Source organism: Proteus terrae (assembly GCF_003144325.1).
In the GTDB taxonomy this organism is placed as follows: domain Bacteria; phylum Pseudomonadota; class Gammaproteobacteria; order Enterobacterales; family Enterobacteriaceae; genus Proteus; species Proteus terrae.
Map to the genome: position 1 here is coordinate 52,090 of NZ_PENS01000018.1, position 15,096 is coordinate 67,185.

The window sequence follows — 15,096 nt, forward strand, 5'->3', positions numbered from 1 at the left end:
GAGTACAATCAGCAAAAATTCACTGTTGTAAAATAAATACAGGAAATGATAGTCAAACTATCATATAAAAATATGGGCTCATCATAGACAATCTAGCGCTTAAAAAACACTGTATCCAGCAAAGTGTTTAAGTTGTAGATAGTTTTCTCTGTGTTTAGGTTATAAAAAAAGGCAGAAATTATCTGCCTTTTTAGAGAGGAAAATTAGTTTAACTTATCAACAAGTTGAGTTGCAAAACCAATATAGCTTTCAGGTTTCATTGCTTTTAAGCGTACTTTTTCATCTTCCGGTAGTTCTAAACCATCAATGAAAATGGCCATATCTTGTTCTGTAATGCGTTTACCACGAGTAAGCTCTTTTAGTTTTTCGTAAGGTTTTTCAATACCATAACGACGCATTACAGTTTGAATCGGCTCTGCTAACACTTCCCAGTTGCAGTCTAATTCTTCACGAAGATGATTTTCATTCACTTCAAGTTTATTAAGACCTTTCATAGTTGATTGATAAGCAATCAGCGCATAACCAATCCCCACACCTAAATTACGCAGTACCGTTGAGTCCGTTAAATCACGTTGCCAGCGAGAAACAGGTAACTTGCTAGAAAGATGCCCCATAACGGCATTTGCTAACCCTAAGTTTCCTTCAGAGTTTTCAAAATCAATAGGGTTTACTTTGTGAGGCATGGTTGATGAGCCAATTTCCCCCGCAATCGTTTTTTGTTTAAAGTGATTCAGTGCTATGTAACCCCAAATATCACGGTCGAAATCGATTAAGATAGTATTGAAGCGACTAATACAATCAAAAAGCTCTGCAATATAATCGTGTGGTTCAATTTGAGTTGTGTACGGGTTCCATGTAATACCAAGTGAAGTGACAAATTCTTCACTAAATTGATGCCAATTTACTTCAGGATACGCAGCTAAGTGAGCATTGTAGTTACCCACTGCACCGTTGATTTTACCTAAGATCTCAACTTGTGTTAGTTGACGATATTGGCGTTCCATACGGTAGGCAACGTTAGCAAACTCTTTACCAATTGTAGACGGCGTTGCAGGTTGACCATGAGTACGAGAAAGTAATGGTAAATCACGGTATTCCTGAGCCATTTTACTAATGGTATCAATAATTTCGCGCCATGCAGGTAATAAGATCTCTTGGCGTGCTGTTTCCAACATAATGGCATGAGACAGATTATTAATATCTTCAGAAGTACAAGCAAAGTGAATAAATTCAGAAACCTGATGTAAAGCAGGGATGGTCGCCACTTTTTCTTTTAAGAAATATTCTACGGCTTTTACATCATGGTTAGTGGTACGTTCGATAGTTTTAATACGCGCTGCATCTTCTTCATTGAAGTTAGCAACAATTGCATCAAGGTAATCGTTTGCGTTTTTTTCAAAGGCTGGAACTTCTTTTATGTCGGCGCAAGATGCCAGCTTTTGTAGCCAGCGAACTTCTACCTGTACACGGAATTTCAGAAGACCGAATTCACTAAAAATAGAACGTAACGACGAAGTTTTACTACCGTAACGACCGTCAATCGGTGAAATCGCTGTCAGCGAAGATAATTCCATTGTTGGCAACTCCCAGGTTGAATTTAAAGTATTAACATTGAGCGAGAAAATCATCAGCTTGTCGCAGAATAGTCTTTTGATGCAGTAAAAAATCAAAACGACGACCACCGACTTGACGCCAGAGCACAGCACTACGAATGCCAGTTAATAACAACGCTCTAACTTTAGCTTGAATAATAGGGTTCTTTAAAAGATCAATAGAGCCATGAACCTGAATGCGAGGGCCAACAGGGCTAACGGCATCAACATAAACGCCCGCAAGTGCATTAAATACACCTTCAGACATAGGTTCAAAATAACTTTTTTGGCGCTCTAATTGAGAAATTTTTTGCGATAAGTGTGAGCTGTAATCATCATTTCTATTAATAAGACGCTCTAGATTGATTAACCCTTGCTGATAAGTCATCAATTCAAGCGTTAGCTTTTCTCTTCTTACCGCCTGATGAATAGCTTTCAGTGTTTGAAAACCTAATTTTAAGTGGCTTATTTGATTGCCATAAACATCTAGTGTTGAAGTTGGGTTGAGATTAAAAACACTGTTAACCATTACTTCAACATCGTTCTCGTTCGCATTACCTTGGTAAGCAATTTGCTGAACGAGACGACTTGCTTGGCAGATGCCTGCCAATGCAAGTGTTATATCACGAAAATCTTTAGCCACATCTACTCCTGAATACGTGTTTCAATGATCCCGCCACCTAAACAGACTTCGTCTTGATAAAAGACGGCTGATTGTCCTGGAGTTACAGCTGCTACAGGATAATCAAAGCGGACTTCAATTTTATCTTCACCTAATGGTGTTACTGTACACTCAATATCAGGTTGGCGATATCGTGTTTTAACAGTACAGCGGAAAGCTTCAGTTATAGGTTCTCTTGATACCCAATGTAACTGCTGAGCAATTAGACCAACAGACATTAATCTTGGATGTTCATGACCTTGAGCGACAACAAGAATATTGTTCTCAACATCTTTATCAACTACATACCAAGGATCTTCTCCGCCATCTTTAGTGCCACCAATACCTAAACCTTTACGCTGACCTAATGTGTGATACATCAAACCTTGGTGTTCACCAATAGTTTCACCATCAACAGTCACGATAGCACCGGGTTTTGCAGGCAAATAGCGCGATAGGAAATCGGTAAATTTGCGTTCGCCGATAAAACAAATACCTGTGGAATCTTTTTTCTTTGCTGTTGCTAAATCAAGCTTTTCAGCAATTTTTCTGACTTCAGGTTTTTCCATTTCACCAACAGGGAAAAGGCTTTGTGCAATTTGCTCATGACTTAATGTGTATAAGAAATAGCTTTGGTCTTTGTTATTATCAACACCGCGAAGTAATTGACTTTTACCATTAATATCGCGACGACGAACGTAGTGACCTGTTGCAATGTAATCAGCACCCAAATCTTCAGCAGCATATTCTAAAAATGCTTTAAATTTTATTTCTTTATTGCAAAGAATATCTGGGTTTGGGGTGCGGCCAGCTTTATATTCAGATAAAAAATGTTCAAAAACATTATCCCAATATTCAGCGGCAAAATTGATGGTATAAAGCTCAATACCAAGCTTATCACACACGGCTTGTGCATCGGCAAGGTCGGTAGAGGCTGAGCAATATTCTGTATCGTCGTCTTCTTCCCAGTTCTTCATAAACAGACCAACGACCTGATATCCCTGTTCCTTAAGAAGATAGGCTGAGACGGATGAATCTACGCCACCGGACATTCCTACGATGACTTTTTTTTGGCTGTTATCTGACATGACTGGATCTCACTGCGGAAAAATAAGCGCCATACTTTACCATATCACTGACACAGGTGCATCAAGTCTTACTCTGTTTTTGATGCTTTGTTTTTTCCTTTTCTATTATTTAGTTAAAGGGAGTTCCAAAGCTACTCAAGATAGAGAGGGGATAACGTTCACCTTGTTGATAACATAACAGGCTTTCCCTCACCAGCGGTGAACGTAGTTGCTGGCTATGAATAATTTCATCAGCACTAACCCAGTGACAACAATTAATATCGCTATCTTGAGGTTGCGTTTCAAATTGCTCTTGCGTCTCAATAAGAAAAAGAAAACGTAGAAAAGGGGTTTTATCCGGCGCAATCCATTGATGTAATTTAAGAAAATGTTGAACAGGAAGTGTTAATCCTGTTTCTTCCCATAATTCACGCTGAACAGCCTGAATAAGTGTTTCATTGGCTTCAAGGTGCCCAGCTGGTTGATTCCATGTTGCTTTTCCATTGACCGTTTCTTCAACAACGAGAAACTTATTTTTTGCATGAACGATACACGCGACAGTCACATGAGGTTTAAACAAAATCAATCTCCTTCCATTCTCCGGGTAATAAGTTATCCAATGTAATATTTCCCATACTAAAGCGGATCAAACGTAATGTTGGATAACCAATATGAGCGGTCATTCGTCTCACTTGACGGTTTTTGCCTTCAAATAACGTTATTTTTAACCAAGTTGTCGGGATAGTTTGGCGTTCTCTAATTGGAGGATTTCTCTCCCATAGCCATTCGGGCTGTTCAACTATTTCGACTTGCGCAGGTAATGTTTTGCCATCTTTAAGCTCTAATCCATCTCTAAATTGTTGTAATGAAGCCACACTTGGAGTGCCTTCAACCTGAGCATAGTAGATTTTTCCTGTTTTTTTACCCGGTTGTGTTAATTTTGCTTGTAGCTTCCCATCATTTGTTAAGACTAAAAGTCCTTCACTATCTCTATCTAAACGTCCTGCTGCATAAATATCACGAATAGGAATAAAATCTTTTAGTGTTTTTCTGCCATTTTCATCCGTAAATTGCACAAGAACATCGAAGGGCTTGTTGAAGATAACGACTTTACGCTCACCTCTTGGGCGCACTGGTTTTCTTTGTGCTGATGGAGTGTAGTGTTTTCTCGATTTAGCGCTATTTTTAAGTTGATTTGCCATAGTTAATTTTTGTAAAAAATGGGAGATTGATTATACCTTAAAAGAGAAGCGATTGGCGTTAGCTGAATAATCAAGTAGTATTGACAGGTCTCTTACAAAAAATTAACAAAGCGTGCGCTTACATGAAAGGAGAGGTAAATGGAAAGCAAAGTAGTTGTTCCGGCTAATGGCGCTAAAATTACACTAGATGCTAAAGGTAAGCTTGTTGTTCCAAATAATCCGGTTATCCCTTATATCGAAGGGGATGGTATCGGTATCGATGTCACGCCAGCAATGTTAAAAGTTGTTGATGCAGCAGTTGAGAAAGCTTACGGCAAAGAACGTAAGATTGAGTGGATGGAAGTCTACACCGGCGAGAAATCAACTCAGGTTTATGGTAAAGATGTTTGGCTACCAGAAGAAACCTTAGATCTTATCCGTGAATATCGTGTTTCTATTAAAGGTCCTCTTACTACCCCAGTTGGCGGTGGTATCCGTTCATTAAACGTTGCATTACGTCAACAACTAGACCTCTATATTTGCCTACGTCCAGTACGTTATTACAAAGGCACTCCAAGCCCAGTTAAACAACCTGAACTAACTGATATGGTTATCTTCCGTGAGAACTCAGAAGATATCTATGCAGGTATTGAGTGGAAAGCGGGCTCAGCAGAAGCAGATAAAGTTATTAAATTCCTACAAAATGAAATGGGTGTAACCAAAATTCGCTTCCCACAAGATTGCGGTATTGGTATCAAACCTTGCTCAGAAGAAGGAACTAAGCGCTTAGTTCGTGCTGCGATTGAATACGCTATCGATAACGATCGTGATTCAGTTACATTGGTACACAAAGGTAATATTATGAAATTTACCGAAGGTGCCTTTAAAGACTGGGGTTATGAGTTAGCACGTGAAGAATTCGGTGGTGAATTATTAGATGGCGGTCCTTGGGTTAAAATCAAGAATCCAAAATCAGGTAAAGAGATCATCGTTAAAGATGTTATCGCCGATGCATTCTTACAACAAATTCTGCTACGTCCAGCAGAGTATGATGTAATCGCATGTATGAACCTTAATGGTGACTATATTTCCGATGCATTAGCGGCTCAAGTAGGTGGTATCGGTATTGCTCCGGGCGCAAATATTGGTGATGAGTGTGCTTTATTTGAAGCAACACACGGTACAGCACCAAAATATGCAGGCCAAGATAAAGTTAACCCAGGCTCTATCATTCTTTCCGCAGAAATGATGTTACGCCACATGGGGTGGACAGAAGCTGCTGACTTAATCATTAAAGGTATGGAAGGCGCGATTGCCGCTAAGACCGTCACTTATGATTTCGAACGTCAGTTAGAAGGCGCTAAACTACTGAAATGTAGCGAGTTTGGTGACGCGATTATCAAACACATGTAATTGTTGATTTGATAAATAGTTAACGGGAGCTTATTAGTTCCCGTTTATTTTTTGTACTATAAAATTCTTCCCCAAAATATCCCCAAAACTCTTCCCCAAAACTGTTCAATTAAACAGCAATAATTTGCCATTCTTTGCCTCTATCGTCGTGGTATTTATCGGTCATATTTTGTGTTTTATGACCCAATAATTTTTGTGTATTAATTCCTTGCTCACGATAAAGTCGCTCAGATAAAGATCGTTGTTCATGGAAAGTAGGTGCCGTACCTTTTTCCCAAGTTAACCCACATTTATCTCGTGCTTTTTTAAACGTTGTGGTTAATGTATTTGGTGTGACTTGTTCACCGCGTTTCGCTTGTGCGGTGGTATGCCGATAATGCACGAGATATTTGCTCACAACTGCATCACGACATTGAGCAACAACATCTCTTAAGGAGAGATTGATAGCCTCACATTTTAGTGAGAGAGGGATGGCCAACTTACTGCCCGTCTTCTCTTGCTGTATATGTAACATGTCATCCCAAATATCAGAGAATTTCATTTTACAGATATCACCGATCCGCTGACCTGTGGTTAAGGCCAGCAACATGCCGCATTGCAGGTAAGGAGGGTGATTCTTGGCTTGCTGATAAATAGTCCGCCATTCTTCCAATGTCATGCGTTCTCTTTTCACTCGGTTCCGTGGTTGTTTAGTTGCTTTCGCAGGATTGTAACCAGGAGGAACATAGCCAGCATGTTGAGCTTCTTTAAATACATCAATAAGCACCATGCGAACGACCTGCGCCATTCTTGAATGTCCTAATACTTTGATGGAATCTATTATTTCAGCAATATCTAATGCTGTTATCTCTTTTAATATTTTCGTACCACAATACTGACGGAATAAATTAATAGGTTTCATTTTTTGTCGATAAGAATTAATTTTTAATTCACCGATATCTAATCTTTCTTTTTGAATATCTAAATATTTATCCATCCATATATCGACAGATATTTCAGACTTGTTTGTCTTAATTTTTGATAACCGTTCATTAATACTTAATAACTGTCGAGTATGTTGTTCAGCAATAATTGTATTGGCTTGAATGGCGGTTTCTCTCGCTTCTTGCTCGTCGGTGCCTAAGCTGTGAAATTTACCGGTGATGGGGTGTTTATATTGCCAATAAATTTTGCCGTTACGTTTATCTAACTTTCGATATAGATTAGGGATAATAATTTTATGGGTTCGTGGTCGGGCAGCCATCTGTAATTATCCTCTTAAGTCGTTCCGTTGATTTAGTAGGAATTTGAGGAAGAGACAGATAACCCACATAACGAGCTTCTCTATCAACCATCCACTTGCGGCCAACTTTCATTGCAGGTGGTGCAATAAGGTTATTCTTTGCGTATTTTTGTAATACCGTCATGCAAGGAGAGGCATCTCCAAATTCCAACCTTGCCCACGCTTCAAGAGTCACCATTCTTGACATATTTTCTCTCCATACTGCCGTATACTGTTTAAATAGACGTTAATAATGCTGGTGGTATTTATTTAAACTTTTTAGAACTGTTTATTTAGCTCCTTTTACTTAATTCATTAAATCTACGTAAAAATAAAACTTTGGCTTGTAGTGGGGTTAATGGATTAACAATAAAATCACTCGTAGGAATACCTTCAAGCATTAGCCAATTACTACCCACATCAATTTCTAAATCTCGTTTTTCGGTTGCTAACATCATTAAGTCGGCTAAATGAACGGCGTCCGATATAACGGGTGGTAAGTTATATTTTTGACGAATAACAGCATCAATTCTTTTTTCTATCTCTTTATATTCAGGTAATAGCTTTTTAAGTGGTGATGGCAGATCTTTGACATAGGCCTCACTGGCATCATGAAGTAAGGCTTCTAAAGCATATTCAGGAGCAACTAAATAGCTGACATATACCGAGTGTTGAGCAACAGAATAGAAATTATCAATCTGTCCATTAAAGCGACATTCATTAGCTAAACCCGTCGCAATGTCTTGAATATCTATATCCTCGATCCGTACATCGAGGTAATAGAAGTGCTTATTAGTTGCTGTTGCAATATAAGACATTATTCTCTCCACATAATTTAAGTAATAAAGATTCATCTCGAATTAATCGAGATGAAATTTCCCTGATGTTGGTTAATGGTAAATTTAAATAAAAATTTATTTTTTGATGTTTCAATTATTGAACTTGATTATTGTTTACCTCAAGTTGTGGCGGTTTCTACTGTTTCCCAACAGACAGAAACTATTTCTCTTCACATGAAAATTTTTATTAAGGTGTTTTCACACACATAATTGAATTAGATATTAATCATAATGTAACTCATCCTACACCGCATACTTAAAATGTAGGATAACCAACATTGGTGTGTCAAGTGTTTTTGTAGGAAATCTTACATTGGTATGTGATGGTAATAAAAAATCCTCCGAAGAGGATCCTTTTATCTATGAGATAGGAAATTATGGTAAATGAGCTATTTTGGCATCCACAACAACACCCACAATTTTACAATTTCCATTGATTGGTATTAAGCGGTATTGAGGATTTAATGGTTTTAAGTAATGGTTGCCTGCGTCTACGATGTACTGCTTAAATGTAACTTCATTTTCAGATTCTAATTTAGCGACAACTAGCTTGCCACTAACAACCTCTACTGCGGGATCTACTAATATAATCATCCCTTCAGGAATACTTAGTCCAGAAGGAGAGGTCATAGAATCTCCTTTTACTTCTAGCCAAAATGATTCTTCGGAACAATGCACAGTTGTCTCATACCATGTATCGATTGATTTTCTATGATATGGCTCTACGGCCTCAGACCAATTCCCAGCGCTTACCCAGCTAATTAAAGGGTATTCACCACTAGATCTATTAAATTTTAAAAACGAAACATTAGAAATAGGATCTTCTTTTCCATCAACAAGCCAAATAGGGCTTGTTTCAAGAGCACTCGCTAATGCTTGAAGATTAGCGCCATTGGGTTGATAGTCACCTTTTTCCCAACCAGTAACAGTTACACGATTGACTCCAGCTTTTTTAGCTAGAGCCTGTTGTGTCATTTTCAGCTCAAGGCGTCTTTGTTTAATTCGTTCGCTCATTTCTTTCATGTAGGAAAGCCTACCACATTCCAAATGTAAGAATCTTGACATTTAAATGTAAGATATCCTACATTATGTGCGTGTGAATTATTCACTTACCAAAGGATTACAAATGAAGAAAAAAGATGTAATCACGTTTTTTGGTGGTACGTGTAAAACAGCAAAAGCCCTCGGTATTAAACATCCTTCGGTGTGTGGTTGGGGATATATCATTCCTAAAGTAAGGGCGTATGAAATAGAAAAAATCACCAAGGGAAAACTTAAATATAACCCTGAACTTTATAGAAAAAATACCAAAACAGCATAAGGCAATTAACTACCAATAAAAGATAGAGCAGGTAGATATGAGCAAACATTCAATTAAAGAAGTTATTAAAGAAATGTGCAAAGCACTGCCGGGTGGACGTTCTGCTATGGCAGGGGCTTTAGGTATGTCACTCGAGACGTTTAATAACAAGTTATACGAAAAAAATGGCTGTCGTTTCTTTGATATCGATGAACAAGAAGCCATGGAAGACATTTCGGGCACTAAGTTGCTGGTGGAATATCACCTAGAACGTCATGGCATGAGTGCATTACCGAAAATAGAAGCAGAAAAGATAGACCAAGTAGAGCTATTTGATATGCGAATGACATTGGCTGCTATGCAAGGATCACTCGCCGTTTTAATTCAAGAAAGCCTTGTTGATGGTGTTTTAACGGATGAAGAAATAGGGCGTATTTATCGAAAAACAGGGAAAGTTTTTGCGTATGCAATTGGGTTCTTGGATTCACTGAAAGTGTTATACGGTGAAAAACAGGAAGCGACTAAGAAAGGGTGAAGCCAAAGGTATACGGCCTCTGGCTTCGGTTGCCAATTTCAATGATGTGAAGAGAAATAAGCATGAGTAGATTAGTGCATCTAATACCTAAAAAGCAATTTTGCTGTTTACCCTTAACTAAAGAGGGAACATTTCGCTATGTAGAAAGCATACCGAGTGACAATCGATCACACAACTACCGAAAAAATATCGATTTGGTAGATAAGAGGACACTGAAAAAGTCATGGGCTGATTTCTATTTCTTGAGTGGAGGAAAATGCAATGCGAAATGAAGATCCCAATTGTCTTGATCGCTATTACAGAAACCCTCGAGGGCTCCTTGTTCATGTCATTCGTTATGATCGAGAAAAACAGCGCGTTATTTTTATGATTGATGGTTGTGAATACGAACAATGCGAGCCGATTCAAAGATTTAAAGAGAGATATACCCGAGTTAAGTGAGGCCTCCTATGAGTGTTAAATTATCTAGTTATGTTTGGGATGGTTGCGCCCATGCAGGTTTAAAACTCACATCAGTCGCTATCATGGCAAGATTAGCTGATTTTTCTAATGATGAAGGTATTTGTTGGCCTTCTGTTGTGACAATTGCTCGTCAAATTGGTGCGGGTGAAAGCACGGTGCGCACAGCAATAAAACAGTTGGAAAAAGAAGGGTGGTTAACCAGCGAAAAGCGTAGAAAAGGCAATCGTAACGCAAGCAATATCTATCAGCTGAATGTAGAGAAACTATACCAATCAGCAAAGAAATCGCTTTCTCAACCAACAAAATCTGACGTGTCAAAACCTGACCCATCAAAATTTGTTGCATCAAATTCTGTTCCCTCAAAATCGAGCAAAAATAGGGATTTTGAACCGCCAGCTCCTGAGGGCGATCCATCAGTAACTTCAAAATATGATCCATCAATAAATTATTCTTCGTCGCAGAATTCTGACGCATTCAGCGACCAGCCGAAAATGGATTTTTTAACACGTTATCCAGAGGCGGTTATTTATAGCGCCAATTTTCAAAAATGGGGCTCCGCTGACGATTTGAAGTGCGCTAAATGGCTATTCAGCCGTAAATGTGAAGTGTTTCAAGAGATGGGATTAAAAACGCCTAAAGAGCCCAATTTCACTGATTGGGCTAATGATATTCGCTTAATGACAACGATTGATGGGCATACTCACAAAGAAATTTGCCAGTTTTATAAACGAATTACGCAAGATGATTTTTGGAAAAAGAATGTTCAGTGTCCTCGTACACTCAGGGCTCAATGGGATGATTTAACCTTACGTTTGGCGGGTAAGAAAAAAATCACCATCGACTCCGTAGAGCGTGATGAAACATTCCGGCTCATCTGGGGTACAGGTTGGAAACCTAAAAATAAAATCCAAGAATTAGCCGCTATTCAGGCTAAGAAAAATGGTCTAGGCCGAATGAATGAGGTTGCAGGTTTAGCTGCGTGGCGAGGTATTTGGCAACAAGTCGCAGAACAAGTTGCTCAGGAAGTTTTGCTATAAACGAGAGTGGAGAAAAATAACATGAATGGACTAATTGTTATTGATGGTGTTCAAATTCGTCGAGATACCGCAGGGCGTTATTGTTTAAATGATCTTCATCGAGTCTCAGGTGGTGAAAAACGGCATCAACCATCGAATTGGAGTGCTTTGACTCAAACTAAAGAGTTGGTTGATGAAATTTCAACCGCTCCTGAGATCACAGGAGCGGTTCCCATAGTGACCATTGTTGGTGGGCTTAACCAAGGAACATATGTTTGCAAAGAATTAGTGTATGCCTATGCAATGTGGATAAGCTCATCATTTCATTTAAAAGTGATCCGTACTTTTGATGCATTGATAACACAGCAACACGGCGAAAAGTTAGCCGATAAAGTTCAAGCTGGGGTTATATTGCTTGAATCGATGGCTAAGAGCCTGAATTTCTCAAACTCTTCAAAATTAGGGGCGTATCAAAAATTACAAGCCATGGCAGGCTTACCCGAATTAGCCCCTGTGTATGCGATTGATGCGCCAAGCGGATCAATGGATGGTTCAAGTCGTCCAACAGTAGCTTTATCAACACTGATTAGAAAACATCAATTACCTATTTCAGCGCAACAAGCTTATAAGCGGTTGGCCGATCTCGGCATTGTTGAACGTTTATCTCGTCCAAGTACGAAAACCGCAAACAAAGTGAAAGAGTTCTGGTCAGTGACTGCGCGGGGCTGCCAGTTTGGGAAGAACATGACCAGCCCTAATAATCCTCGTGAAACCCAACCCCATTTCTTTGAAAGTAAAACGGATGAATTGATCCGTATGGTGATGCTGAATAAACAGGTGAGTGCATGAAATTATTGTTAACACCCTATATTCAGTCCGATCTTGGTGTTGTTTTATTGAAGCCTGAAGCGGAGTTGTTTGAGCAACTTAAACAACATTCTCGTGTGATTATTAGTGATGTACCAAAGAGTTTAAATAAATGGCCTTCTGGTGAATTAACAGAGAACGAACAACCATTATTGAATAACAAGGACATTATTGGCTTTTTGAATAATGAAAAAGTGATCCAAGCTATGGGCGGGCTGGTATCGATGAATATGTGGATAGGCAGAAATATCCATTGCTGCCAGATCAACGATGAACATGACAGTTATCATCATCATGAATTAACAACCACATGGCATAAAGACGGTGTGATACGGACTTGTTGGTATCATGATAATCATATTCACAATTCATCGGCGGGGTGGGTTGCTGAATTAGCGTATAAAAATCGTATTGCTTGGATGATAGACACTATTCGCAGTCGTTTGAGATTAGATGATAGCCATTCGCTGACGATACCTGATTTTTTTGCTTTTGCTGTGATGCATAAACTGGTTGATAAATTACCTGATGCTATATTGCGCCGTATCTTAAATTGGCCTGATAAAACTAAAGAGCGCAGGGTGCATGGCGGTTTTCCTGAAGCTGATATTGTTCCAAATGAAGTGACAGCACTATCAGCAATGAATGCGCGTTTAGATGCCATAAAACCCGTTATTAATGTGACTGTCGATCCGGAACCTCCAGCCTCATTTCTTCTTAAACCTAAAATGCACCGTTGGGAGAATTCCCAATGGCTTCAATGGGTAAAAACACAGCCATGTTGTGTTTGCGGACAACAAGCTGATGATCCACATCATATCATCGGCCATGGTATGGGAGGCATGGGAACGAAAGCTCATGACTTATTCACTATTCCATTATGTCGTCAACATCATGATGAATTGCATCGTGATCCGAAATTGTGGGAAGCCAATTATGGTAACCAAATCGAATTGTTATTTTCTTTTTTAAACCGTTCATTAGGAATAGGAGCATTGGTTTAACGTGTATACGGCCCGGGGAGTCTAAGTATGAGAGATATGCAGGAAGTTTTATCGCGTTGGGGAGCGTGGTCAGCTAATGAGGGAAATAGTATCGATTACTCATCAATTGCCGCAGGTTTTAAAGGATTAATTCCAAGCTCAAGACGAAACCGAGAGCAATGTTCAGATGATGATGGCTTAAAAATAAATAAAGCGGTATTACATTTAAAGGTAAATAATAGTTACTTGTTTCAATTGGTTATTATGTACTATGTAAAGAATTATCCTTTGCGTTCAATGGCTTCAAAACTCGGCATTTCTCATAACGAAGTGGCTAAGCGATTGCAGACAGCGGAAGGATTTATTGAGGGATGTCTATCGGTTGATAACGTAAAATTAGACATGGATAAAATAATTAGAAAACACCACATTTACAGTCTTGCGTAATTACAAAACACAATATATTGTGTTAATGATAGTTTTGATGTTACACCTCTTATCAATTAAAAACCTCGTGAGTATAGCGGGGTTGTATTTTTTATAGGTCTACTTAAGCTGATTTATAGTTAAAAAATAAAGTTTGCTATCTGAATTTTTCTATGGCTTAATAGCGTCACTGGTTTGGAAGTACAGACCTATTTATGTTAGTAAGTTTAAAGTTGTTCCCGTTTAGCGTTATCCTCGATACCTCTTCATTGTGAATTCCTTCTAATTAATTCCCATAAGTAAAAATACAAAACAAACCGCATATGCCTTATGGCAAATTAAATAAATTAAAGGAAATTCTATGTCTAATACAATGACTGGTACAGTAAAATGGTTCGATGAAGGTAAAGGTTTTGGTTTTATTACTCCAGCTGATGGCAGCAAAGATGTCTTCGTACATTTCTCTGCAATCCAAAGTGATAGCTTCAAAACATTAGCGGAAGGCCAACAAGTTTCATTCACCATGGAAAATGGTATGAAAGGCCCAGCAGCAGGCAACGTGGTGGCTCTCTAAAGGCGCTATTACTATTCGCCTCTATTTTAAATGCCCTTGTTGTAGCAGTTCACAATATAGAACATCACAATTTGATGTCACAGTGAACAATCCACACGGCGCAAAATGTATCTTTTGCAAAAGTGTGATGACAGCTCAAATGAGTTGAGCATTAAATAGTTGAATATACAAAACCTCGCTTCGGCGGGGTTTTTTGCTATCTACAATCCCATGTTGGTTAAAGATAAAAAATTTAGATTTTAGGGCTTGAAAAATACTTGCTCGTTCATATTTATATTTTGGGTAAATAAGAGACCGCCCATAATTCACTAAATACTGAAGGAGGAGTTATATGCCTAACATTAAACCTTTTTCATTATTCCCAACATTATCTGATAACTTACTTTCAAACCGTTTTGATCAGATAGATCGCCTGTTTAGTCAGTTAACAGGCAGTAAGCCTATTGCATCACCTGTACAGACTTATAACCTGAAACAGATTGATGATAACCATTATGAACTGACGGTGAGTGTGCCTGGATATCAAGAAAATGACTTATCGGTTTCATTAAAAGGAAGTCGTTTATTGATTGAAGGGAAAAAAGAAGAAAAATCAGAAGAAGACAATGATAAATGGATCCACCGAGGCATATCTCAAGGGCAATTTACGTTGCAATTTGACCTCGGTAAAAATGTTAAAATAGAAAAAGCTGATTTATCAAGTGGGCTTCTGACTATTGCTATTGAGTATGAATTACCTGAAGAAGAAAAACGGCAAACAATAGCGATAGAAAATAAAGATAAAAGCTAATTGAGTTAGTTAATATGAATAAGATTAAGGCTACGCATAATGTGTAGCCTTAATTGTTTTTGTAAGAGCTTTAAATTGGATTAATTCAATCTTGAGTTGATTAGTTTTATTGATAGAAAACAATTATTT

At 38.5% G+C, this 15,096-nt stretch carries 20 protein-coding genes; 11 read left to right on the forward strand and 9 right to left on the reverse strand.

Annotated features, from left to right (window positions below; translation table 11 throughout):
* Positions 1-203: 203 nt before the first annotated feature.
* From purB to rluE, 5 genes are all read right to left on the reverse strand, one after another.
* The gene (purB, locus tag DK857_RS16770; protein WP_109395347.1) at positions 204-1,574 is read right to left on the reverse strand and encodes an adenylosuccinate lyase; all 1,371 of its coding nucleotides are present in this window, start codon (positions 1,572-1,574) and stop codon (positions 204-206) included.
* Between the two features lie 31 nt (positions 1,575-1,605).
* Entirely contained in the window at positions 1,606-2,235 is a 630-nt protein-coding gene (hflD, locus tag DK857_RS16775; RefSeq protein WP_098943331.1) for a high frequency lysogenization protein HflD, read from the reverse strand.
* Between the two features lie 2 nt (positions 2,236-2,237).
* Positions 2,238-3,341, reverse strand: coding sequence for a tRNA 2-thiouridine(34) synthase MnmA (gene mnmA / locus DK857_RS16780; RefSeq protein ID WP_109395348.1), 1,104 nt, complete (start codon positions 3,339-3,341; stop codon positions 2,238-2,240).
* 109 nt (positions 3,342-3,450) lie between these two features.
* The gene (locus tag DK857_RS16785; RefSeq protein ID WP_109402770.1) at positions 3,451-3,900 is read right to left on the reverse strand and encodes an NUDIX hydrolase; all 450 of its coding nucleotides are present in this window, start codon (positions 3,898-3,900) and stop codon (positions 3,451-3,453) included.
* Complete coding sequence (gene rluE, locus DK857_RS16790) at positions 3,893-4,522, reverse strand: 23S rRNA pseudouridine(2457) synthase RluE (protein ID WP_109395350.1); 630 nt, start codon at positions 4,520-4,522, stop codon at positions 3,893-3,895. The genes DK857_RS16785 and rluE overlap by 8 nt, the downstream gene beginning before the upstream one ends.
* Positions 4,523-4,660: 138 nt before the next feature.
* On the opposite strand from rluE, the gene icd reads away from it, so the two are divergent.
* Entirely contained in the window at positions 4,661-5,914 is a 1,254-nt protein-coding gene (gene icd, locus DK857_RS16795; protein ID WP_006537208.1) for an NADP-dependent isocitrate dehydrogenase, read from the forward strand.
* 109 nt (positions 5,915-6,023) lie between these two features.
* On the opposite strand, the gene DK857_RS16800 is transcribed toward icd, so the two are convergent.
* The 4 genes from DK857_RS16800 to DK857_RS16815 form a co-directional block, all read right to left on the reverse strand.
* Positions 6,024-7,157: a site-specific integrase gene (locus DK857_RS16800; protein ID WP_109402771.1), complete on the reverse strand. Its 1,134-nt coding sequence runs from the start codon at positions 7,155-7,157 to the stop codon at positions 6,024-6,026.
* Positions 7,132-7,383, reverse strand: a complete 252-nt coding sequence (locus tag DK857_RS16805) for an excisionase (RefSeq protein ID WP_017628380.1) — start codon at positions 7,381-7,383, stop codon at positions 7,132-7,134. The genes DK857_RS16800 and DK857_RS16805 overlap by 26 nt, the downstream gene beginning before the upstream one ends.
* 85 nt (positions 7,384-7,468) lie before the next feature.
* The gene (locus DK857_RS16810; RefSeq protein ID WP_049219749.1) at positions 7,469-7,993 is read right to left on the reverse strand and encodes a hypothetical protein; all 525 of its coding nucleotides are present in this window, start codon (positions 7,991-7,993) and stop codon (positions 7,469-7,471) included.
* A 396-nt stretch (positions 7,994-8,389) separates the two neighbouring features.
* The gene (locus DK857_RS16815; RefSeq protein ID WP_373274641.1) at positions 8,390-9,028 is read right to left on the reverse strand and encodes a LexA family protein; all 639 of its coding nucleotides are present in this window, start codon (positions 9,026-9,028) and stop codon (positions 8,390-8,392) included.
* Positions 9,029-9,140: 112 nt separating this feature from the next.
* On the opposite strand from DK857_RS16815, the gene DK857_RS16820 reads away from it, so the two are divergent.
* From DK857_RS16820 to DK857_RS16870, 10 genes are all read left to right on the forward strand, one after another.
* Positions 9,141-9,335, forward strand: coding sequence for a Cro/CI family transcriptional regulator (locus tag DK857_RS16820; RefSeq protein ID WP_049217157.1), 195 nt, complete (start codon positions 9,141-9,143; stop codon positions 9,333-9,335).
* A 37-nt stretch (positions 9,336-9,372) separates the two neighbouring features.
* A complete protein-coding gene (locus DK857_RS16825; RefSeq protein WP_072062657.1) occupies positions 9,373-9,849 on the forward strand; it encodes a YmfL family putative regulatory protein in 477 nt (158 codons plus the stop codon).
* Between the two features lie 261 nt (positions 9,850-10,110).
* Positions 10,111-10,290 (forward strand): DUF4222 domain-containing protein, encoded by a 180-nt coding sequence (locus DK857_RS16835; RefSeq protein ID WP_109402773.1) that lies wholly within the window; start codon positions 10,111-10,113, stop codon positions 10,288-10,290.
* A gap of 8 nt (positions 10,291-10,298) precedes the next feature.
* Positions 10,299-11,348, forward strand: coding sequence for a helix-turn-helix domain-containing protein (locus DK857_RS19415; RefSeq protein ID WP_227003199.1), 1,050 nt, complete (start codon positions 10,299-10,301; stop codon positions 11,346-11,348).
* A 21-nt stretch (positions 11,349-11,369) separates the two neighbouring features.
* Complete coding sequence (locus DK857_RS16850; RefSeq protein WP_109402774.1) at positions 11,370-12,176, forward strand: KilA-N domain-containing protein; 807 nt, start codon at positions 11,370-11,372, stop codon at positions 12,174-12,176.
* Complete coding sequence (locus tag DK857_RS16855) at positions 12,173-13,198, forward strand: DUF968 domain-containing protein (protein ID WP_109402775.1); 1,026 nt, start codon at positions 12,173-12,175, stop codon at positions 13,196-13,198. Before DK857_RS16850 ends, DK857_RS16855 begins: the two co-directional genes overlap by 4 nt.
* A 27-nt stretch (positions 13,199-13,225) precedes the next feature.
* Entirely contained in the window at positions 13,226-13,624 is a 399-nt protein-coding gene (locus DK857_RS16860) for an antiterminator Q family protein (protein WP_109402776.1), read from the forward strand.
* A 340-nt stretch (positions 13,625-13,964) separates the two neighbouring features.
* Positions 13,965-14,177: a transcription antiterminator/RNA stability regulator CspE gene (cspE, locus tag DK857_RS16865; protein WP_004244726.1), complete on the forward strand. Its 213-nt coding sequence runs from the start codon at positions 13,965-13,967 to the stop codon at positions 14,175-14,177.
* A gap of 7 nt (positions 14,178-14,184) precedes the next feature.
* Positions 14,185-14,325, forward strand: a complete 141-nt coding sequence (gene ymcF / locus DK857_RS19655; RefSeq protein ID WP_419894627.1) for a cold shock small protein YmcF — start codon at positions 14,185-14,187, stop codon at positions 14,323-14,325.
* A 183-nt stretch (positions 14,326-14,508) separates the two neighbouring features.
* Complete coding sequence (locus DK857_RS16870) at positions 14,509-14,967, forward strand: Hsp20 family protein (RefSeq protein ID WP_072070436.1); 459 nt, start codon at positions 14,509-14,511, stop codon at positions 14,965-14,967.
* The last annotated feature ends 129 nt before the right edge of the window (positions 14,968-15,096 follow it).

Excerpts from the sequence above, each read along its gene's own strand:
- purB (WP_109395347.1), bottom strand. The coding sequence starts at position 1,574 with ATGGAATTATCTTCGCTGACAGCGATTTCACCGATTGACGGTCGTTAC.
- mnmA (WP_109395348.1), bottom strand. The coding sequence starts at position 3,341 with ATGTCAGATAACAGCCAAAAAAAAGTCATCGTAGGAATGTCCGGTGGC.
- rluE (WP_109395350.1), bottom strand. The coding sequence starts at position 4,522 with ATGGCAAATCAACTTAAAAATAGCGCTAAATCGAGAAAACACTACACT.
- icd (WP_006537208.1), top strand. The coding sequence starts at position 4,661 with ATGGAAAGCAAAGTAGTTGTTCCGGCTAATGGCGCTAAAATTACACTA.
- DK857_RS16800 (WP_109402771.1), bottom strand. The coding sequence starts at position 7,157 with ATGGCTGCCCGACCACGAACCCATAAAATTATTATCCCTAATCTATAT.
- DK857_RS16805 (WP_017628380.1), bottom strand. The coding sequence starts at position 7,383 with ATGTCAAGAATGGTGACTCTTGAAGCGTGGGCAAGGTTGGAATTTGGA.
- DK857_RS16810 (WP_049219749.1), bottom strand. The coding sequence starts at position 7,993 with ATGTCTTATATTGCAACAGCAACTAATAAGCACTTCTATTACCTCGAT.
- DK857_RS16815 (WP_373274641.1), bottom strand. The coding sequence starts at position 9,028 with ATGAGCGAACGAATTAAACAAAGACGCCTTGAGCTGAAAATGACACAA.
- DK857_RS16820 (WP_049217157.1), top strand. The coding sequence starts at position 9,141 with ATGAAGAAAAAAGATGTAATCACGTTTTTTGGTGGTACGTGTAAAACA.
- DK857_RS16825 (WP_072062657.1), top strand. The coding sequence starts at position 9,373 with ATGAGCAAACATTCAATTAAAGAAGTTATTAAAGAAATGTGCAAAGCA.
- DK857_RS16835 (WP_109402773.1), top strand. The coding sequence starts at position 10,111 with ATGCGAAATGAAGATCCCAATTGTCTTGATCGCTATTACAGAAACCCT.
- DK857_RS19415 (WP_227003199.1), top strand. The coding sequence starts at position 10,299 with ATGAGTGTTAAATTATCTAGTTATGTTTGGGATGGTTGCGCCCATGCA.
- DK857_RS16850 (WP_109402774.1), top strand. The coding sequence starts at position 11,370 with ATGAATGGACTAATTGTTATTGATGGTGTTCAAATTCGTCGAGATACC.
- DK857_RS16855 (WP_109402775.1), top strand. The coding sequence starts at position 12,173 with ATGAAATTATTGTTAACACCCTATATTCAGTCCGATCTTGGTGTTGTT.
- DK857_RS16860 (WP_109402776.1), top strand. The coding sequence starts at position 13,226 with ATGAGAGATATGCAGGAAGTTTTATCGCGTTGGGGAGCGTGGTCAGCT.
- cspE (WP_004244726.1), top strand. The coding sequence starts at position 13,965 with ATGTCTAATACAATGACTGGTACAGTAAAATGGTTCGATGAAGGTAAA.
- DK857_RS16870 (WP_072070436.1), top strand. The coding sequence starts at position 14,509 with ATGCCTAACATTAAACCTTTTTCATTATTCCCAACATTATCTGATAAC.